This is a genomic window from Bacteroides sp. AM54-2NS (genome assembly GCF_003602935.1).
Lineage (GTDB): Bacteria > Bacteroidota > Bacteroidia > Bacteroidales > Bacteroidaceae > Bacteroides > Bacteroides xylanisolvens.
Map to the genome: position 1 here is coordinate 14,145 of NZ_QTMZ01000021.1, position 19,956 is coordinate 34,100.

Annotated in this window: 14 protein-coding genes and 4 pseudogenes; 6 read left to right on the forward strand and 12 right to left on the reverse strand. The window is 42.9% G+C overall.

Annotated elements, in window-relative coordinates; translation table 11 throughout:
• The first annotated feature begins 39 nt into the window (after nucleotides 1-39).
• Nucleotides 40-1,259, forward strand: a pseudogene (locus DXA05_RS14070) (glycoside hydrolase family 88 protein).
• 162 nt (nucleotides 1,260-1,421) lie between these two features.
• On the opposite strand, the gene DXA05_RS14075 reads toward DXA05_RS14070, so the two are convergent.
• The 4 genes from DXA05_RS14075 to DXA05_RS14090 all read right to left on the reverse strand — a co-directional run bounded on the left by DXA05_RS14075 (nucleotide 1,422) and on the right by DXA05_RS14090 (nucleotide 6,694).
• Nucleotides 1,422-1,895, reverse strand: coding sequence for a copper resistance protein NlpE N-terminal domain-containing protein (locus DXA05_RS14075; RefSeq protein WP_009040929.1), 474 nt, complete (start codon nucleotides 1,893-1,895; stop codon nucleotides 1,422-1,424).
• Nucleotides 1,896-1,952: 57 nt separating this feature from the next.
• Nucleotides 1,953-3,245, reverse strand: coding sequence for a hemolysin family protein (locus tag DXA05_RS14080; RefSeq protein ID WP_009040928.1), 1,293 nt, complete (start codon nucleotides 3,243-3,245; stop codon nucleotides 1,953-1,955).
• 251 nt (nucleotides 3,246-3,496) lie between these two features.
• Complete coding sequence (locus DXA05_RS14085) at nucleotides 3,497-4,282, reverse strand: M48 family metallopeptidase (RefSeq protein WP_004296962.1); 786 nt, start codon at nucleotides 4,280-4,282, stop codon at nucleotides 3,497-3,499.
• 33 nt (nucleotides 4,283-4,315) lie between these two features.
• Entirely contained in the window at nucleotides 4,316-6,694 is a 2,379-nt protein-coding gene (locus tag DXA05_RS14090; RefSeq protein ID WP_128859288.1) for a TonB-dependent receptor, read from the reverse strand.
• Between the two features lie 181 nt (nucleotides 6,695-6,875).
• Here DXA05_RS14090 and DXA05_RS14095 point away from each other — a divergent pair, with 181 nt between their 5' ends.
• Together DXA05_RS14095 and DXA05_RS14100 are read left to right on the forward strand one after the other, a co-directional pair.
• Nucleotides 6,876-7,310 carry a DUF2007 domain-containing protein gene (locus DXA05_RS14095; protein WP_004319568.1) on the forward strand — a complete coding sequence of 145 codons (435 nt, stop codon included), beginning with the start codon at nucleotides 6,876-6,878 and terminating at the stop codon, nucleotides 7,308-7,310.
• Between the two features lie 26 nt (nucleotides 7,311-7,336).
• Entirely contained in the window at nucleotides 7,337-8,155 is an 819-nt protein-coding gene (locus tag DXA05_RS14100) for an alpha/beta hydrolase family protein (RefSeq protein ID WP_087321390.1), read from the forward strand.
• Between the two features lie 408 nt (nucleotides 8,156-8,563).
• Here DXA05_RS14100 and DXA05_RS28395 read toward each other — a convergent pair.
• Both DXA05_RS28395 and DXA05_RS14110 read right to left on the reverse strand, forming a co-directional pair.
• Nucleotides 8,564-9,357, reverse strand: a pseudogene (locus tag DXA05_RS28395) (DUF4595 domain-containing protein).
• 6 nt (nucleotides 9,358-9,363) lie between these two features.
• Nucleotides 9,364-10,779 carry a S41 family peptidase gene (locus DXA05_RS14110; RefSeq protein WP_087321393.1) on the reverse strand — a complete coding sequence of 472 codons (1,416 nt, stop codon included), beginning with the start codon at nucleotides 10,777-10,779 and terminating at the stop codon, nucleotides 9,364-9,366.
• A gap of 180 nt (nucleotides 10,780-10,959) precedes the next feature.
• On the opposite strand from DXA05_RS14110, the gene mnmA reads away from it, so the two are divergent.
• From mnmA to DXA05_RS14125, 3 genes are all read left to right on the forward strand, one after another.
• The gene (mnmA, locus tag DXA05_RS14115; protein WP_128859289.1) at nucleotides 10,960-12,027 is read left to right on the forward strand and encodes a tRNA 2-thiouridine(34) synthase MnmA; all 1,068 of its coding nucleotides are present in this window, start codon (nucleotides 10,960-10,962) and stop codon (nucleotides 12,025-12,027) included.
• Nucleotides 12,028-12,115: 88 nt separating this feature from the next.
• Nucleotides 12,116-12,370 (forward strand): hypothetical protein, encoded by a 255-nt coding sequence (locus DXA05_RS14120; protein ID WP_121959942.1) that lies wholly within the window; start codon nucleotides 12,116-12,118, stop codon nucleotides 12,368-12,370.
• Nucleotides 12,360-12,701 carry a type II toxin-antitoxin system RelE/ParE family toxin gene (locus DXA05_RS14125; RefSeq protein ID WP_008643242.1) on the forward strand — a complete coding sequence of 114 codons (342 nt, stop codon included), beginning with the start codon at nucleotides 12,360-12,362 and terminating at the stop codon, nucleotides 12,699-12,701. The genes DXA05_RS14120 and DXA05_RS14125 overlap by 11 nt, the downstream gene beginning before the upstream one ends.
• 70 nt (nucleotides 12,702-12,771) lie before the next feature.
• On the opposite strand, the pseudogene DXA05_RS14130 reads toward DXA05_RS14125, so the two are convergent.
• The 6 genes and pseudogenes from DXA05_RS14130 to pbpC form a co-directional block, all read right to left on the reverse strand.
• Nucleotides 12,772-13,430 (reverse strand): annotated as a pseudogene (locus DXA05_RS14130) (response regulator transcription factor).
• Nucleotides 13,431-13,518: 88 nt separating this feature from the next.
• Complete coding sequence (locus DXA05_RS14135) at nucleotides 13,519-14,109, reverse strand: DUF4251 domain-containing protein (RefSeq protein ID WP_004305931.1); 591 nt, start codon at nucleotides 14,107-14,109, stop codon at nucleotides 13,519-13,521.
• Nucleotides 14,110-14,176: 67 nt separating this feature from the next.
• Nucleotides 14,177-15,604 (reverse strand): Na+/H+ antiporter NhaC, encoded by a 1,428-nt coding sequence (gene nhaC, locus DXA05_RS14140; protein WP_008021690.1) that lies wholly within the window; start codon nucleotides 15,602-15,604, stop codon nucleotides 14,177-14,179.
• A gap of 154 nt (nucleotides 15,605-15,758) precedes the next feature.
• Complete coding sequence (locus DXA05_RS14145) at nucleotides 15,759-16,193, reverse strand: hypothetical protein (protein ID WP_008018526.1); 435 nt, start codon at nucleotides 16,191-16,193, stop codon at nucleotides 15,759-15,761.
• A 45-nt stretch (nucleotides 16,194-16,238) separates the two neighbouring features.
• Nucleotides 16,239-17,414 (reverse strand): MFS transporter, encoded by a 1,176-nt coding sequence (locus DXA05_RS14150; protein WP_128859290.1) that lies wholly within the window; start codon nucleotides 17,412-17,414, stop codon nucleotides 16,239-16,241.
• Nucleotides 17,415-17,440: 26 nt separating this feature from the next.
• Nucleotides 17,441-19,884 (reverse strand): annotated as a pseudogene (gene pbpC / locus DXA05_RS14155) (penicillin-binding protein 1C).
• Nucleotides 19,885-19,956 lie beyond the last annotated feature (72 nt).

The following is a 19,956-nucleotide window of genomic DNA, read 5'->3' on the forward strand; positions in this document are numbered from 1 at the left end:
AATAAAGATTAAGAATTAACTCGAAGATATCAGATTAAGATGAAAAAGATTGTAGTAGGTTTGGCTGTGATGTTAGGTTTCTGTACGTGTGCTCATCAGCCGTCCGGTACATTGGATGTGAATAAGGCATTGGACTATTGTGCAGAGCAGACACAACGTACGCTTGCGGAACTGAAAACTGACTCCGGCATCGACTATACAATGATGCCACGTAATATCATGACTGACGAACATCATTGGAATTGTCGGAAAGCGACGAAGGAAGAATGGTGTGCCGGTTTCTGGCCCGGAGTATTGTGGTATGATTACGAATATACGAAAGATAAACAGATTCAGGAAGAAGCGGAGAAGTTCACGAACTCTCTGGAGTTCCTTTCCAAGACTCCGGCTTTCGACCATGATTTGGGCTTCCTCGTGTTCTGTAGCTACGGAAATGGTTACCGCCTGACCAAGAATCCGGCTTACAAACAAGTGATTCTTGATACAGCCGATACGTTGGCTACTCTGTTCAATCCCATTGTAGGAACTATCCTTTCATGGCCTCGTGAAGTGGAACCCCGCAACTGGCCGCACAATACCATCATGGATAACATGATTAACCTCGAAATGCTTTTCTGGGCAGCGAAGAATGGTGGAAATCCTTATTTATATGATATTGCCGTTTCTCATGCTGATAAAACGATGAAATGCCAGTTCCGTCCCGACTATACATCTTACCATGTAGCGGTATACGACACCATTACAGGTAATCTGATAAAAGGAGTAACGCACCAAGGTTATGCCGACAGTACATGTGGGCGCGTGGTCAGGCATGGGCAATCTATGGATACACGGTAGTTTATCGTGAAACGAAAGATCCTAAGTATCTTGATTTCGCGCAGAAAGTGACAGATGTCTATCTCGAACGTCTGCCGGAAGACAAGGTTCCTTATTGGGATTTCAGTGCACCGGGAATACCGGATGCTCCGCGTGACGCTTCTGCTGCGGCAGTGGTGGCCTCTGCTTTGCTTGAATTATCCACTTACCTCCCGAATGGAACCGGAAAACGTTATAAAGATGCTGCTATTGAAATGCTGGCAAGCCTGAACTCTGACAGTTATCAGAGTGGTAAAAGCAAACCGTCATTTCTGTTGCATAGTGTAGGACACTGGCCCGCTCATTCTGAAATAGATGCTTCTATTATTTATGCAGATTATTATTATATCGAAGCCTTGTTGAGGCTGAAACGTCTGCAAGAAGGACACGGGGTATTGGGATAACAGTATTTCCGGGCTTATGAATACGGTAATATCAAAGTATCGGTAGAACTAATAAAGTGAATAGTCCGATTAGAATAGGTGATAGTGTAAAAAAGGAAAAGCTCTGCAAGAACGAAGGTTCTATACAGAGCTTTTTTTACTGGTTAGGGTTAGGCTTATTTATTATTTTACCTTGATGATGTCATAATTCAAATTGCTGACAGCTTCTTGCAAGCTATCGTTCACCAAACGAAGAGTGGTGTCGTTAACAACCACGAAATACATCGGAGCTTCACCATCTTTCGGAGTTAACTTAACAGCAGTAACAGGTTTTTTGTTCACAACCTTGTGTACAGTCTCTTGTTTTCCTTTCGAAGTGAAAGTCTTGTTTTGTCCTTGACCTTCAGCGTCGAGGTAAGTCATATCCAGTGTGTACACTGTATCTACACCGTCAGTTGCAGCATTTAAGGTCAGTACATAGTCAATACCCGGACCGTCGGCAGCAGGAAGAGTACCTTCATAAACTTCAGTCAATTCGGTAATCGGAGTCATAGCAATAGCTAGACTGTCTGCTTGTGCCTCTGCGGCTTTGTTTGCTTTTGATTGGCATGATGCCAAAGCAGCTACGACTGCTGCTAACATAATTACTTTTTTCATCATTAAGTGCTTTAAGTTAATATAATTATAGTGAGCTATTGCTCGTTTTTTGCTATCCTATTCCTGTTCCTCGTCCCGTTTGATGACAAGCAGTTTGTCTACTCGTCCGCGGTCCATGTCCACCACTTCGAATTGCAGATTCTTGTAGGTGAAGATATCTCCTGCTTTCGGGATGCGACCAATCAGGAACATGGCCAATCCACCCAGAGTGGTGAAGTCTTCCGATTCCAGATCTTCGTAGGATAGGATACCCATTTCCTCCATGAAGTCGTCGATATTCATTGAAGCTTCCACCAGCATTGAACCATCCTGCCTTGTGACGATTTCTTCTTCTTCCATTTCATCCTCTTCAAGGATGTCTCCGAAGATACTTTCGGTCAGGTCGTGCAGTGTGATAATGCCTTCTGTGCTGCCATACTCGTTAACAACAACTCCGAACTTGTTTTTGTTCTTCTTAAATAGCTCTAAAACTTTATTTGCATACAAACTTTCCGGAATAAAGAGGGGAGGACGGGCAATTTCGCGCAGGTTAAACACCTTTTTGTTGCCTACCATTAGGATAATATCCTTTACGGAAACCACACCGATAATCTCATCTTTCCGTTCGTCTACCAATAGATATTTACTGTAATGTTCTTCTTCAATAATCTTCATCACCTTTTCCTGTGTATCATCGGGATGAAGGATAATAAGATCTCTGCGATGTGTCATCAGTTCGTTGGCGCGTTTATCAGAGAAACGGAATACGTCGCGTATCATTTCCGTTTCCTCTTTGTCAATCACACCCTGCTCCGAACTTTGGTGCAGGATCATTTTGATTTCTTCCTGTGTCATGGGGCGTTCTTCGCTTTTCAGACCGATAAGTTTGTTCAGTAACCGGGTAGAGACGCTTAGCAACCACACAAAAGGATAAGAAACCTTCGTCAGCAGAATCATGACCGGGCTGAACAAAGTGGCGTACCGCTCCGGATTACTAAGAGCAATGGATTTAGGAACCAGCTCTCCGATAATCAGAGAAAGATAGGTGATGATTGCTACGGTAGTAATCATTGCCAGGTTGCGTGCGTATGCTTCTGCGCCCGGAATGAGAGAAAAGAAAGGTACGAGGTCGTCGGCAATAGCCACACCACCATACGCACCGGATACGATACCGATCAACGTGATACCAATCTGAATGGTAGACAAGAACTTTTCCGGTTCTTCCAATTGTTTTAAAACTCCTCGGGCTGATTTGTTACCTTTTGCGACAAGTGTTTCAAGACGTGCTTTGCTGGATGATACCAACGCAATTTCATACATGGCAAAAATGCCATTCAGTATAAGTAAGAAAAGTATGATAAGAAATTCCATAAATGGATTTAAATGGTTATAGGGTCGAAATTACAAGAAATCGGGACACTATGCAAATATGTGTAATATATTAATGAAAATTTAATAATCGTGTTGTCTTTTTTGTGTAATCATAATAATATAATTGAGGCACGGATTACGCTGATTTCACAGTTTCAATTAAATAAGAACTGTGTTAATCCGTGTAATCCGTGCCTTAATAAAAATCAACAGGAAGTTTTGAACTCTTCCTTATATATTAGATAAACTCTTTACTTCTTAGCGTAGCTGTCTGCTTTGGCTTTTGTACGTTCAATACGCTTTTGAGTGTCCGGATGTGAAGAGAACATTCTTTGTGCATAGGATGCTTTAGGAGCATCTTTTGCAAGTTCTGCCAATTTACTCAAGGCATTTGCCATTGCATAAGGGTCGATGCCGTTTTTTACGCAGAATTCAACACCATAATCATCGGCTTCATTTTCTTGCTTTTGTGAGAATTGTGCACCGGCAAGAGCTTCTGCCATGGCTCCCAGTTCGGAGTCTGTCAGTTTGGCTACTTTGTCGTTGGCTGCACCTGCCGCGTTCTTCACAGCTGAACGGAGATAAGCATTCTTCATGGCATCTTTGGAATCTGTGTGAACCACATGACCGATTTCATGACCTACCACTGCCATTACTTCTTCATCCGTCATAACATCCATCAGACCGGCGCAGATACGTACACTACCGTCACCGCAGGCAAAGGCGTTTACGTCTATTACTTCATATACGCCAAAGTTAAGTTTCAGTCCGTCCACTTCTTTGATATGTCCCGTCAGTTTCTCCAGACGTTTGCCATATTCAGTATCAGGTTTTGTCAATGGATTATGAGTGTCCATCCATGCCATATATTCCTTACTCATATTAGCAATGTCCGCATCAGATAACGTAACGGCTGATACTACATCTTTACCTGCTTGCAAAGCTTTTCCTAAATTAATCTTCTTGCCGAATTGTGCAGAAGCTGTCATTCCCATGCCTAATAATACGAAGGCAATCATAGCGATTTCTCTTTTCATACTCTTTTTCTAGTTTAATGTTCTATGCATAAATTAATACTCAAATGTTATTCCTAATGTGGGGAGCAAAGTCCCGCTCGATTGTTTGAGGCGTTTCATTTTATAGTGTTGGCTGTTGGCAGGAGCTTCCGGATTCTCGATGATGCCGGTGCTCATCAGCACATCCTGCTGTTTCAGTTTGCTGGCCGTGATATTCTGCAAATCAAGATAGAATCCCAGCATGCAATGTTTCAGATAAAATGTCTTGTCGATGCGGAGGTCTACTTGTGCAAAGGTCGGAAGACGTTCCTTATTATATTTTGAATAGTCGTAATATGCTTTGCCTTGTGCATCCCAGGCGGATACCAAAGATGATTTTTCTTCATCGTATGGGGTATAAGGAGCACCGCCGATGCAACTGACTTTCATGCCGACACTCCATTGGTGGGGCAGATTGTAAGTTCCCCGTAAATTGAAAATATATCGGTTGTCCCATGCAGATGCAATGTATTCGCTCTCTTTGTCGTTGCGGTATTCACTTTTAAAGATGGTGAAGGAGGAAGCCAGATTCAGTTTCTTGGCGATCAGCCACTTTACCAGAATCTCCGCGCCATACGAACGTCCTTGAGCGGTAGAAGTCAGCAATTCATTGCCAATCACTCCATAGTCATTTCCTTTGCAGGTAAGAGGAATCCCGTCTACAACGGAGAGCGGAATTTTGTCATAGTCTTTATAGAATCCTTCGACGGAGACTTCGAACGTATCTCCTTTGCGCCAACTAATGCCCAGACTTTCCTGGCTGACTTTCATATAGCGCAGATTGTATTTGTTGACATACGTTCCGTTATTATCTTTAAAACCGAGTGCCGTGTAAGGAGGCAACTGATAATAAAGTCCTGCATTTCCGCTTACGAACCAGTGCTCGGCAAGTTGGTAGGAAAGCGATATGCGGGGAGAAAGCTGGTCGGAGAGTGACTTCATGGCCGACGAATAATTGTTGGCATCAGCTCTCAATCCCAAGGAAGCTGTGAAACGTTCGTCCATCGAAGAGTAGCTGATAGTGCCGAAAAGTCCCCAACGCATCATTCCCAAATAGGTGTGGTAATCAAACGTTTGTGCCTGATTGGTATATGCCTTTTGAAAGGTGGTATTGGTATATTGACTATAATCCAGATTCACTCCGAGATTGACTTTCCAGTTGCGGAAAGAAGAATTGTTTTCGAAGCGGAACTTCGTTTCCTGTTCGGTAGAACGGAGGCGGAGCATCAGATTTTCCGGAATGCTTTCATCATTCTGCCGGTATTTGGTATTGCGGTTGTTCAGGTAACTGTGACTGACTACCACCGATTGCACATGCGGGCCTGCATAGTGACGATATACAGCACCTAAGGTAAACGTTTCCTGCTTGATTTTTGGCAGGTAACTAAGGATATATTCATTGTCCTCGCTATCTGCTTTCGTGTTCAATCGCATATTGTCGATTCCTCCAAGCCCCAATACCGTCAGTTCGTTCTGTTCGTTGAACCGGGTTTTCAATTTGAATTGCGCATCGGTGAAAGTCGGCAGGAAAGGCAGGTCGAGCATATCAAACAGGAATTGCAGATAAGATTGACGCACAGATACCAGATAGGAGGTCTTCTTTCCAATATGTCCGTTGGAGGCCAGAGAGACTTCGGATGCTCCGAGGGTAGCTTTTAGTGAGTTATGCTCCATGTCTCCGTCGCGCAATTTGAAATCAAGCACGGAGCTAAGCGCGTTTCCTCTATCAGTGGGAAAAGCACCTGTATAGAAATTTACTTCACGGATTAGGTCGGCATTAAGGATTCCCACCGGACCGCCGGATGCTCCTTGCGTGCTGAAGTGATTGATATTGGGAATTTCCACTCCGTCCAGATAGAAACGGTTTTCAGAAGGAGAACCACCGCGTACAATCAAGTCATTGCGGTAGCCGATAGGCGAGAAGGCAACTCCCGGATAAGACTGAACAATACGCGAAATGTCTCGATTGGCTCCCGGACTCTTTTCTATTTCCTGCAATCCGATGATACGCAGGCTGACCGGACTTTCCAGGTCGCGCCGGAAAGGAGAAGCGGTGACAGTTACTCCTGCGAGTTCGGTCAGGTTCTCTTCCATTTCTATCGAAATGTTCAGATCTTTGGTAGATAAGATATATTCGGGAGTAGTGACACTCTTGTAGCCGATGGCTGTCGCTTGTAGGCGGTAGATGCCGGGAGGCACTTGTTCGATGGTGAAATGACCTTCCGCATTGGTGACACCACCTTTGTTCAGTCCAAGAATCATTACGTTAATGAATTCTAATGGCTGACGGCTGTTTTTCTCAATCACCGTTCCCTTTATTTGATGTACAGGTTGTGCCTGTAACAGGGAAAACAGGATGTTAGAAAATAGTAGCAGTGTCAATAGTTTTTTCATGTGATTGCCAATTGTCGGTGCGAAAGTACGAAAAAAGTATTAAATAATGATACCTTCCGTGAATAAAAAAAGAATCACTTCTGATTTGGTTCGTTTTACCTGCTGATAAAGTTAGTCGGATTTTGTTTCACATTTCATTTTTATATCTTATTTTTGTGGGACATATTAAAACAGATTCCTTATGAAGACTGTAAAATTGATAACTTGCAATGATGCGATGAAGGCACATATCCTTCAGGGAGCATTGGAGAATGAAGGCATCGAGTCTATTCTGCACAATGAGAATTTCTCTACTTTGTATAAAAGTTGCGTAAGTAGTATAGCAGGGGTGGATATATTGGTGGCAGACGAAGACTACGAGAATGCTGTCCAAGTGTTGAAGGATAACGATAGTTGGCCGGAAGAGTTAACGCTTTGTCCGTACTGCGGTTCATCGGACATCCAGTTGGTTTTGAGAAAAGAAAAGCGTTGGCGTGCTATGGGGGCTGCTATCATTTCTGCATTAATGGTCATTCCCCCGGGAGACAACCACTGGAACTATACCTGTAAACAGTGTCATAAAACCTTTGAAATGCCGGTTGCTAAATTTAATCCTGCTGCAGAGCCAGAGGAATAATTATATCTAACTATTTATAACACACAATGGAAAAGAAAAAAAATCTATTAATTGCTCTTCTTTTAATTTGGGTAGCTCCCTCTTTTGCTGCCAAAGTAGATACCTTGTTAATTAAAAGTCCTTCCATGAATAAGGAAGTGCAAGTGGTCGTTGTTACGCCGGATGCTGCATCAGGAAAGAAATCGGTGGCTTGTCCTACTATTTATTTGTTGCACGGTTATGGTGGAAATGCTAAAACATGGATTGATATTAAACCGAATCTTCCCCAAATTGCGGATGAAAAAGGAATCATATTCGTTTGTCCGGACGGAAAGACCAGTTGGTACTGGGATAGTCCGGTCAACCCGTCTTTCCGCTATGAAACTTTTATTTCGTCGGAACTGGTGAAGTATATCGACGAACATTACAAGACGATTGCCGACCGTAAGGGACGCGCCATCACCGGATTGAGTATGGGTGGACACGGAGCGATGTGGAATGCAATCCGTCATAAAGATACGTTTGGTGCCAGTGGAAGTACAAGCGGAGGGATGGATATTCGCCCGTTCCCGAAAAACTGGGACATGGCTAAACAGTTGGGAGAATATGAATCGAATAAAGCGGTATGGGATAATCACACCGTTATCAATCAGATTGATAAGATAGAGAATGGCGATTTGGCTATCATTGTCGATTGTGGAGAAGATGATTTCTTCCTGAATGTGAACAAGGATTTGCATAACCGCCTGTTGGAAAGAAAGATCGATCATGATTTTATTACCCGCCCGGGAGGACATACAGGGCAGTATTGGAATAACTCCATTGATTATCAGATTCTGTTCTTCGATAAATTTTTCAAGAAATAAAACCGGGAATACTTGACTTTGGCTTTTCAATGTTGTATCTTTGGTACAGAATCATAAAATAGATTGAGGTTAAACTACGATAGAAGGAGGGAGCGGAAGCTTTCTCCTTTTTTGTTGTATCCTTGGGAGTCGTGAGCTTTATCCCGGTTTATAAAAGGGATGAAACCAGAGATTAACGTGTTTTATACCGCAGCTTTATAAAAATTAGACGGTGCGTTACGACTCATTAAACGCTGCGTTAGGAGAAGTTAGAGCCTTTGTTAGGTAAAATCAGAGCCTTTGTTTCGGAATAAACAAAGTTGAGGCATGAAAAGTATCTTTATAGGTTAAGAATCTATAATTCTGCTCTTGACAGAAATAGAGTGATTATGCTACTTTAAAAGAGAATTCGATGTTCGGAATGAAAGATTATTCAAAAGAAACCGAAATGTTGCGTGTGTATGGATAATAGCTGGCCTGTCCCCCGGCGTAGGTCGTCTGACAAATCATCCTGGATGGATTTCCTTTTTTATCAAACCCATACGAATAGACTGTCTTTTCGTCGTTACTTCCTGCAGGACAACTGCGTATGGTGAAATGGCGCGGGTCCTTACCCAATAACCCTGCGTAAAGAGCTTCAATATGGAATGTCAGAGGGTGTATTTCCAATAAACCGAGGCAGGGCAAATGATATGTCGAACTTTCTTCTCCCGGTTCATAAATGAACTTGTTTTCAAGGCCGTTCATCTTGGAACTGATAGAGGTTATATCTCCGTTCTCGTATGTAAGTGATGTTGATGAATATTCTGTATCGTCAATATTCTCGACAATTCCGGTTAAGTATCCTTCTGCAGAGTAAGAAAATTGATAAATACGATTTTGTGAAGACAAACTGTATACACATTGACTGGCATAGCCTCGCTATTTAATGTATATACTAAAGTGAGATAGTCAGTGGTAACTGTTACCTGATTATCAGAGTAGCTCAAGTTTACTTCGTTACTGATTTCTTCTTCGAAATAACGTTGTTTTATAATATGTTGAATCAGGCGCTCGCCATCGAACATAAACTTCTCTGTTCTATCTACAGGATTTGAATCGCTCTTGACGGTTTCATTGAAAATCATAGCCCATTGCCCTTTATCCTCTACTGTGCCCTTTTCGTCATCATCCGAACAACTGAATGTCAGTATTGCCAGCAATAAAATAGCTATTTTTTTCATCCTTTCTTATTTTAATCGTAATCCGTTACTACTAAAACGTCTACTTGCCGGACTTATTACGCTTTTCTCTATCTTGATTTGCGCTTTTGTCGTCTCTTCGGTTTCCTCGTCCTTTGGTGGATAAGTTTTGTTCAATACCCCGAGAGCTACACTCAACAAAGTCTCTTTTTCATCACCGAAAGGTAGGAAAGTTAAGTAATCGGTTGAAGCATTGACGGCGTATGTCGGTTTGAATCCACCATAAGTGTCATGTTCTGAATTATAGATAGTGCATACAGCCGGATTGATAGACCACAAAAATTCTTCATTGATAAATTGTTCCGTAGCTACATTTTGTCCTTTGGTTGAACTGCCGATAGCTATTAACTGTTGGATTTTTCCGTTCAGGCTATGCATCAACATTTCCGGAGCTCCTGCCGTTTCTCCACTAATCAAAACGATAAGAGTCGTTAAATCCAGGTTCTTGCCACCGGAGGTGCCTAATAAATCAGAATTAAAAATCAGAGTTGCATCTTTTGCCGTATTCTTATCATTATATTCCAAGAATGCCATTGTTTGGCCAAGGTAAAAAGAAGACACAAGAATAGTGCTTAATAGTTGCGTACAATCAATGCTTCCTCCTTTGTTATATCGTAGGTCGAGTATCACTTGATGGATATTCTTTTGGGCAAGCTCATCCGACCATTCACGTAATTCGGTGTTGTATTTTTCCGGATTGTCTTTAGTACCTGCTGTAAAGCTGTTGTACATTAGGTAACCGACTTCACTTCCATCAGTTAACGTTAATATTTTCTTGCAGTGAATAGGGTTGTCTACCAATGATACGGCTGCTCCCATTTCTACAGGGTCGCCTACCGGTACAACTCGGTAAATATCTTCTTCTTCCTCGCCTTCTACTGGCGGCTCTGTAGGTGGTACTTTTTGATATTTTCCCAAAGTTATTTCCAAAGGTCCTGTGCCTTGCAGTAGTTGAGCCTCATATTTTTTGCTGATATACGATGTATCTACTTTTACAATCCAGTCGCCTCGCTTTAGTACGGCAGCAGCTGGCGAACCAGGAATTACATAAGTAATCAATGCGTTGTAGGCAGTATCGATGTCCGGGTTGCGAACCAGTGAATAGTCGAATCCATAAGTAGGCAGCGGAGCCTCCATCACAGAATCTACAAACGAGTAGCTGTCTTTTTTTGATTTCACTTTAGATAAGAACGAGGCAGGTTCCAGAAACAGATTCACATCATCGTAGGAAGGTAGATCTTGATACCACAGATAGTTCTGTTGCATGATGTCGTACATCCATGTATCCAGTGCAGTTTGATGGGCATACTCCGGCCAGCGGTCGACACCACAGGAGAAGAAACCACTGATAGATACAAGGATCAGGGCAGGTATGAGGATTATCTTTCTTAATTTCGTCATCATAAAAAGCTTTTTACTGTGCAAATGTAGGAAATACTTTGCTTATCTACCACATTTATGGTATAAAAATGCCTTCAATGTGTGATTGGGTGTTAGAGAATCTTGCCTTATCTTTGTGACATCAAAGTTTTCGATAGGTATTAGCTAAAATATAGAAAGTTATTAATAGACGGATTTTTATTCATGGAGATAGCTGCATTATTATCAGGAGGTGTCGACAGTTCGGTTGTCGTACATCTCCTTTGTGAGCAAGGATATAAGCCTACTCTTTTTTACATTAAGATAGGTATGGACGGAGCGGAATATATGGACTGTTCGGCAGAGGAGGATATTGAATTATCTACTGCAACGGCACGTAAATACGGTTTGTCTTTGGAAGTGGTGGACCTACATCAGGAGTATTGGGAGAATGTGGCGGCGTATGCCATTGATAAAATTCGGCAGGGATTGACACCGAATCCGGACGTGATGTGTAATAAGCTTATCAAATTCGGCTGCTTTGAACAGCGTGTCGGGAAAGATTTCGACTTTACGGCAACCGGTCACTATGCCACCACCTTGCAATGTGATGGTAAAACTTGGCTGGGCACGGCAAAAGATCCCGTGAAAGATCAGACAGACTTTCTCGCCCAGATTGATTACCTGCAAGTTTCCAAGCTCATGTTTCCCATTGGAGGGTTGATGAAGCAGGAGGTACGTGAGATTGCAAATCGTGCCGGATTGCCTAGTGCCAAAAGGAAAGACAGTCAGGGGATTTGTTTTCTTGGAAAGATAAACTACAATGATTTCGTTCGTCGTTTTTTAGGAGAAAAGGAAGGGGCGATTGTTGAACTGGAAACCGGAAAGAAAGTGGGTACACATCGCGGTTATTGGTTCCACACAATTGGTCAGCGGAAAGGGCTCGGATTGAGTGGTGGTCCCTGGTTTGTAGTTAAGAAGGATATTGAGGAAAATACTATCTACGTATCTCGTGGCTACGGTGTAGAGACACAATACGGTCATGAATTCCGGATGCATGATTTCCATTTCATTACTGATAATCCTTGGAAAGGTCAGGAGAAGGAGGTAGACATTACTTTCAAGATTCGCCACACTCCCGAATTTACAAAAGGAAAACTGATACAGGAAAGGGGGAAGCAGTTTCACATCTTGTCGTTCGAAAAGTTGCAAGGCATTGCTCCGGGACAGTTTGGGGTGATTTATGATGAAGAAGCAAAAGTTTGTGTGGGGAGCGGTGAAATCATCTGTTAAATAGTTTATTTTGATTGGTGAAGATTGGATTATCAGGAGATTTTTCACTACTTTTGTTTCGTAGAATATAAATAAAGGAGGATTGCTTATGACAACGATGGAATTGAAAAGTCTGAAGCTGGACTTGGTGGAGGAACTCCTGAGTTTGAATGACAAAGAGATGCTCAATCGAGTGAAGAACTATTTGAAACGACTGAAAAAAATGGAAGCTGAAAAAGAAGAGGAAGAAATCACGAAAGAAGAAGTTCTAGCAGGGATTGACGCCGGACTGAAAGAGGTAAAACTTTCAATGGAAGGTAAGTTGGAGGTAAAGACTGCAAGAGAGTTCATTAATGAATTATGAAATTATAGTTAAGCCGACATTTCAGCGGGAGGCTAAAAGGCTGGCGAAACACTATTCCTCTTTTAAGGAGGATTTTGTTTCATTGATTGATGATTTAGAACAGAATCCTCTGCTAGGAACGGACTTGGGACATGGACTGCGCAAAGTTCGTATGAAAATAACTTCAAAAGGAAAAGGTAAAAGTGGAGGAGCAAGGGTTATAACATTTACTTTAGTCGTTTCTCAACAAGATGCAGTTTTGAATCTTCTCTATATTTATGATAAAGCAGATAGAGCGTCTATATCAGAAAAGGAAATAGAACAACTTCTGAAACAGAATGGATTGAAATAGAATAGAGAAAGGCACTGTTCACTAGTTTGTGCTAATAGGATGTGTAGGGTAATTCTTATAAGGCGGCATCTCAGATGTAGTATTCCGCTAAATCCACAATCCCAGCCCTCATCGCATATTTAGTAGCTTCATGTACATTATTTACTCCCAATTTGCGAAAGATATTCTTACGATGACTGTTTATCGTATGGAACTAAGATTTTTCTCTGCTGCAATCTCTTTCGTCGTTTTTCCCAATGCAATTTCTTTTAGGATGTTCTTCTCCGTTTGTGTCAGCAGATGATCGTCTACGTTTGAGGCAGCCAGCGGAGAAGAAGTGCCTGAAAGCAACAGATTGCTGACATGATTGCAAATATACCGTTGTTTGCGGGTGGCACATTGAATGGCAGTCATGATTTCTTCTTTTGAATTATCTTTCATCACTACCCCGAAAGCCATACTGCTGAACAGTACCTGGCGGAGAAAGTTCAGGCTAAGTTCGTCAGAGAATAGAATCCAGTCGGCTTCCTTGAATCTTTCCTGCAAGACAATCAATTCATCCGCCCCGGCAAAATTGAACAGTGTATAATCCAATACAATCACCGCTTGCGGATGCAATCGTAGCTGCTGAATCAGTTCAGCCTTGTTATCAGCTTCTAAAAGGAGGGATACTTCCTTTTGTTTACTTAGCAGGAACATCATTCCTGCCTTACTGATATCCTGATTGTCTGCGATGATAAATTCTCTCATAAGCAATGATGAATAAAAAAACTCCGCTACAAATGTACGCATTTTGCGCGATTTGTAGCGGAGTTATGATAAGATTCTTGTATCCGGATTACCAGGAACGTCCTTTGAAGATATTTGACTGGTCAAGCGGAACGATATTTCCGTTCAATGTCAGGTTATTGTTGCTGAAGTTCGGGCTGATGCTAACCGAAGCAGTATTGTTTCCGCTGCTCATATTGATAAATACTTGAGCGGAGATGCCGATACCCTGAACGCTGAATGAGCAGTTCACATTTCCTTTTTTGTCGATATTCATCTTCATATCCGAAGAATTACCATCTACTGTAACACCACCGATTCCGTTAGGACCTGGGTAAGGAGTGTTGAAAGCAGTCTGTACGGTAGCTCTGTTGCCGTTCATCAAGACGAAGTTGGTGTTTGAAGTAACAAAAGCACTCATACCGTTGCGGAAGACAACTTGATTAGCTTCCAATACAAATTGCTTGTTCTTCAAAGCCTGTACAGCTTGTTGATAGGCTGCCATGTCCTGCACCTCTTCTTCGGCACGGAGTTTTGCTCTTTCTGCATCTCTTTGAGCTTTTCTTTCTGCGCGGCGTGCTGCTGCGTTACTTTCTTGTGCATACATCATTGTGCTTGCACTTACTAATACTAATGCTACTAATGCAATAAACTTTTTCATAACTTTTTTTTGTTTAGGTTTAATACGTTGTTCGTTTATTGCAAAAACAAAGTGTATGCCAGATTGTTCACGAACGTCTTGCAATTTTATATCCGATGGCTGCCACAGTGATACTCATTAAGGGGCTGATAATGTTGAAAAAACAATAAGGTAGATACACAAGTGTGGGTACACTCAAGATAGTAGCTTGTGTCATTCCGCAACTATTCCACGGAATCAATACGGATGTAACGGTTACTGCATCTTCCGTCGTACGGCTTAGTAAGCAACTTTCATACCCTTTCTTGGCATAAATATCGCGAAACATATTTCCCGTCAGAATGATACTGATGTATTGGTCGGCAGTTGTCAGATTAAGAAACAGGCCGGAGCAGACTGTCGCTCCAACCACGCTGACTGTTTTCTTCATGAAGCGGACGAAGATGGAAGTGATACTTCCCAGCATACCGCTTGCTGTCATTGCCCCGCCAAAACACATGGCGCACAGAATCAGCCAAATCGTATTCATCATTCCCGCCATCCCACGTGTAGCGATTAAATCTGTCAGAACGGCATTGTCTGTATGTAAATTTGTCGCTCCATAGACGGTCATCATCAGTCCTTTGAATAAAGAATCGAATCCGGAAACGGCAACTCCGGAAATCTCTTGCAACAATTCCGGCTGAAATATCAAAGCAAAGACACCAGCCAGCAGAGTGGATAGGAACAGCGTAACGATAGAGGGTACTTTCCGTGCTATCAGTATTCCGGTTACAACAGGAACTATTAACAACCACGGAGTGATATGAAACTTTTCGTTCAAAGCGGTTGCCACCTCCGCAATATGTTGTGTATTGCTGGCATCATGGGAAAGTCCTGCCACTGTGAAAATAATCAGCGTGATGATAAGAGACGGTACCGTAGTAATCATCATATAACGAATGTGACGGAACAGGGGAGTGTCTGTGATGGAAGACGCCAGGATAGTGGTTTCGGATAAAGGAGATATTTTATCCCCGAAGTATGCCCCCGAAATGATAGCTCCGGCAATCCATCCATCTTCAAAGCCTTGCGCCTTTCCGATACCCATCAATGCAATACCGATAGTGGCAATGGTGGTCCACGAACTTCCGGTCATTACAGAAATCAACGCGCAGATGATGCAGGTCGATGCCAGGAAGAAACTGGGATGGATAATTTGCATCCCGTAATAGATTAAAGTCGGCACTACTCCGCTAATCATCCAAATGCCACTCAACGCACCGATTATCAACAGAATGATGATGGCTGTTGCCACTCCGGCAATATTGTTAGTGATGGCGAGCTCGTAATCTTTCCAGGGAATCTTATAAAACACCATACCGATCAGGATACAAATGGCTGTAGTGGTAAGCAATGACACTTGACTTCCGCCGCTTAGGGCATCACTGCCAAAGGTACGGATAGTGGCAAACAATAATAACACCAGTACAACAATCGGTATCAACGATACGAGGGGAGAGGGAGCTTTCTTCATCTTGATTCTTATAACCTTTTATTTATTTTCCGGCTACTGTTTGTTGATAGCCGCGCAAAGATACAACAAAAAAGAATGAAATCTTTTGCTTCAAAACATCAGGTAATAAAAATTATTAGATGTTTATATTTGATTGGAATATATAGGAGACGGCTCAACTGGCAAAAGTCTTGCGCCTGATCCACCAGTAACGGATGAAAAGCACCCCTGTCAGGATGAGGGCGATGGATAATCCGGTATAGAAAACAGAAATGAACGTTTCGGGCAGGAGGTGGAAGCTACGGATGGTGATTCCCAGGGAAATCATGAATATCATTGTAATCCAGCTTTTCACATCGAAAAAGGAGAACGGACAATTCCGGCGTTCTTTCTTTTGCTCGATTCGCTGGGTATGTTTATAGTAGAGCCTTCTGAAAACCAATACGAAGAATAATAAGAAAACCACGGTGGCTTCTCCTATTTTGAACATCCAATCTTGGGAAGTGTTTAACCAGGTCACAATTCCTATTCGCAGAATATTGGCACCGGCTATAATCCAGACGGCACCGGCTGTGATAAGTAAGATTTGTCTGTTAACTCCGTATTTCATTGGCGTTTTATTGTAATAAACGGTTTGACCGTTCGTTTTGTTGACTCATTTCTTGTAGAAAATCGTAATTAATAAAGAAATCCCGGTTAAAACGACTCCGATACTGATAACTCCGTGCCAGCCATATAGTTGCCAAAAGCTGCCTGCCAGAAATGTTCCCATAGAACCACCGATAAAGTAAGTAGTCATGAACACTGTATTAATACGGTTCGAAGCACGCGGATTCAGTTCGAAGATACTTGTCTGGTTACTTAGCTGAATACATTGCATTCCTATGTCAATGATGATGATACCGACGATGATACCGACAAAGGTGTTTTCACCGACGAAGAACAACAACCATGCAAAGAGAATCAAACCGCAGCCGATAAAGTTGAAGCGGCGTACACCTACTCGTTTTACGTATCTTCCGACAAAAGAAGCTGTCAAAGCCCCGGCCACTCCGCAAAGTCCCAGCATACCGATTACGTCGCTGTTGGCGAAGAACGGAGCTTGTCCCATTTTAAAAGCCAGACAGGACCACATGGCAAGGAGGGAACCGAAATTCAGTGCCGCCCGAATCGAATAAATGCGTAGTTGCGGATATTCTTTCACTAAGGCTAACAGAGATTTCATCAGATCGCTATATTTTCCCTGGAAGTTGGTCTGAATATCGGGAAGGACTTTTAATACAACAATCGCGCAGATAAACATCATGCCTGCAGCGATGTGATACATTTCCCGCCAGCCAATCAGTTCACCGATAAATCCGCTGACGACACGTGAAGCCAGAATACCGGTCAATAGTCCTGATAAGACAATTCCTACGTTTCTGCCTTTGTGTTCCGGACGGGAAAACTGGGCGGCTATGGGAATGAATATCTGTGGAATCATGGAACAGACTCCCGTGAGGAATGAAGCGATGAGTATCAGATGGAAACTGCGTGTCAGGGCAATCGTCAAGAGGGAGAAGATTAGGACGGTGAAATTGACAAGGATGATTTTCTTTCGTTTATATAAGTCGCCTAAGGGGGTGATGAACAACAGTCCTGCCGCATAGCCTATTTGTGTGACCATGGCAATCAGGTTAGTTCTGAACTCTGATATGCCAAGTTCATGGCGTATCATATTTAATAGAGGTTGGATATAATAGATGTTGGCTACCGAGACACCTGCCACAATAGCAAGTGTCCAGAGGATGGATGCCGGTAGTCCTCCGTTTTCTTTTAATAACTGTTTCATGCGGCAAAGATAATAAAATAAGATGTTTATTCGATGAAGAAAGTAGTGGAAACTGTGTTGCCTTCTCCGTCTACTGCCGTCAGGGAATGTTTGCCGGGAGCGGGTTGCAGGGAAATTTTGTGGAAATCCTGCGTCTGTGTCTGATAAGTGTCGTCAAGATGCCAGAAGATAGTCGCATTGGGGTTGCTGTGTGCCAGTTCGACCGTGAGAAACCCTTTACTGCCGTCCAATTGTTTGGGCAACTTGATATGGGCGTTCATCGGAGGGTAGATGAACTGCATGGATTGGAAAGAATCTTCTCCACAGCCGGCTTTGAAAGGTGGCAGTGGCTTGTATTCCGGATGGTGCTGCTTATAGTACCATTCCCATACAGGTGGCAGGGCAAACCATGATTTCTGAATGGTAGGTTCGGTATTTGCACAGTTTTCATAGATGCGGTGGCTTTCGTCAGCAGATAGAGTGACGAGATGATGGTAAGGACAAGCCTCTGTCCGTAATCCGGCAGGAAGAATCAATACGGTATCAGTTTCTTCACAGAAACGTCCTTTCAGATGACCGGACTGGCGGCATATTTCTGCATCAACGAAAACGCCTGTGGGACGTTCGAACCAGGATGAAGAAGGGAGATAACTGAATATGTCGAATAATACGGGACCGGCAGTTTGTGCACCAACCAATCCGGGCTTTCCTTCTCCGGTTGCATTGCCTACCCATACGCCTACTGCATAGCGCGGAGTGACCCCCACTGCCCACGCATCACGGAATCCGTAGCTGGTTCCGGTTTTCCATGCGATAGTCTGCATGGATGGAATTGATTTCCAGTCAATCTCTTCGGGACGGTTGACTTCTGTTAAGGCGGAGAGGGTAAGCCAGGCTGCTCCTGCTTTAGCCGAAGTGATTTCTTCCGAATCCTCTTCTACGGAGAGAGGACTGGAGTTACTTTGTTCTCGTTTTTTCTGCTTGTTATGATTGCTTTTATGATTACGGCTTGTTTGCTTCGTATCATTGTTTATTTGCTCTGTATTTTCTGTTTCCAGTAGTATCTGTGCTTCCTTTCCTTGAGATACGGTCGGGGAGGGGCTGTTGCTGGAAAGGCTTCGTCCCATTTGTGCATAGGCATTCGTTACATCCCATAATGTTGCTTCTGCACCTCCTAAAATCAGTGACAAACCATAATGAGAAGCCGCCCGATTGATAGTCTTGAATCCCATCTGTTGCAACAAATGGTGAAACTTGGGTACTCCATATCTTTGTAACATGGTTACAGCCGGGATATTCAACGAACGGGCAAGGGCTTCGGAAGCGGGAACAGCTCCTTCAAACTGCATACTGAAGTTTTGAGGAGTAAATCCGTTGATATTAACCGGTACATCCGGTAACAGCATTTTCGGCAATAAACTTCCTTCCTGTAGCATGGCATTGTAGAGAAAAGGTTTTAAAATACTGCCTGTACTTCTGGGAGCTTGGATCACATCTACCTGGTTTCCTCCTTGTTTACGGTCGAAATGTACATTTCCGCAGTATGCTACTACTTGATTGGTGGGAATGTCGATAACCAGAATTGCCAGGTTGCGGATATCACTTCGATAAAACTCGTTGCTCCACCGTTCTGCCAAACTCTCTATGTGGGTTTGTATCCCTCTGTCAATAGTTGAACGGTATATAGCCCGTTTCTTTCCTGATAGAAACGACTGACTAGGTGGGGAGCTATTTGAGGAAGCGGATGCGGCTCGTCGGGTAACGGTTCGCTGACAGCTAATTCGTAGGTGGACGCATCGATAATCTCTTCTTCAAAAAGTTGCTTTAATAAACGGTTGCGTTTGGAAAGTAGTGTCTTTCGTCCTTTGGATAGATGGATCATGGCGGGGGCATTGGGCAGGACAGCCAGCATGGCCGATTCCGCCCATGATAAATCTTCGGCAGAATGACCAAAGTAACGCCAGGCAGCAGCATCCAATCCTACAACATTTCCTCCGAATGGCGCATGAGAGACATACATGGATAAGATTTCCTCTTTGGAAGTTCGGAATTCCAGACGGGTAGCCCATATCATTTCAACGACTTTCTCTCCGAGAGTTCTGGGCTTGTTCCGGGCGAGACGAATGGTTTGCATGGTAAGGGTACTTCCTCCGCTTACGACACGTTTGTTCTTTAAATTTTGATAAAGTGCCCTTCCGGTAGCTAACGGATTAACTCCCCAGTGGTGATAAAAGTGTTTGTCTTCAAAGGTAATGAGGCATTGCTTGATTTTTTCGGGTGTTGTCTTTCGGGGAGGAAACCTCCATTGACCGTCCGAGGCGATGCGTGCTCCCAATAATTCTTCATTTCGATCAGTCACAACGGTAGAGTAGGGTACATGAAACAGTTGCCGGGGAAGGCAAAAGATATACCCTATCATCAAAAGAGTAATGCTTATAGTCATTACTTTCTTAGTGACAGATAATCGTTTGAAGAATTTTATAGGATTCATTTAAATATTAAAAGCTAAGAGACATATCTTTATGACAAATGATTAAGTACGAAATAATAAGGTGTGAAATAA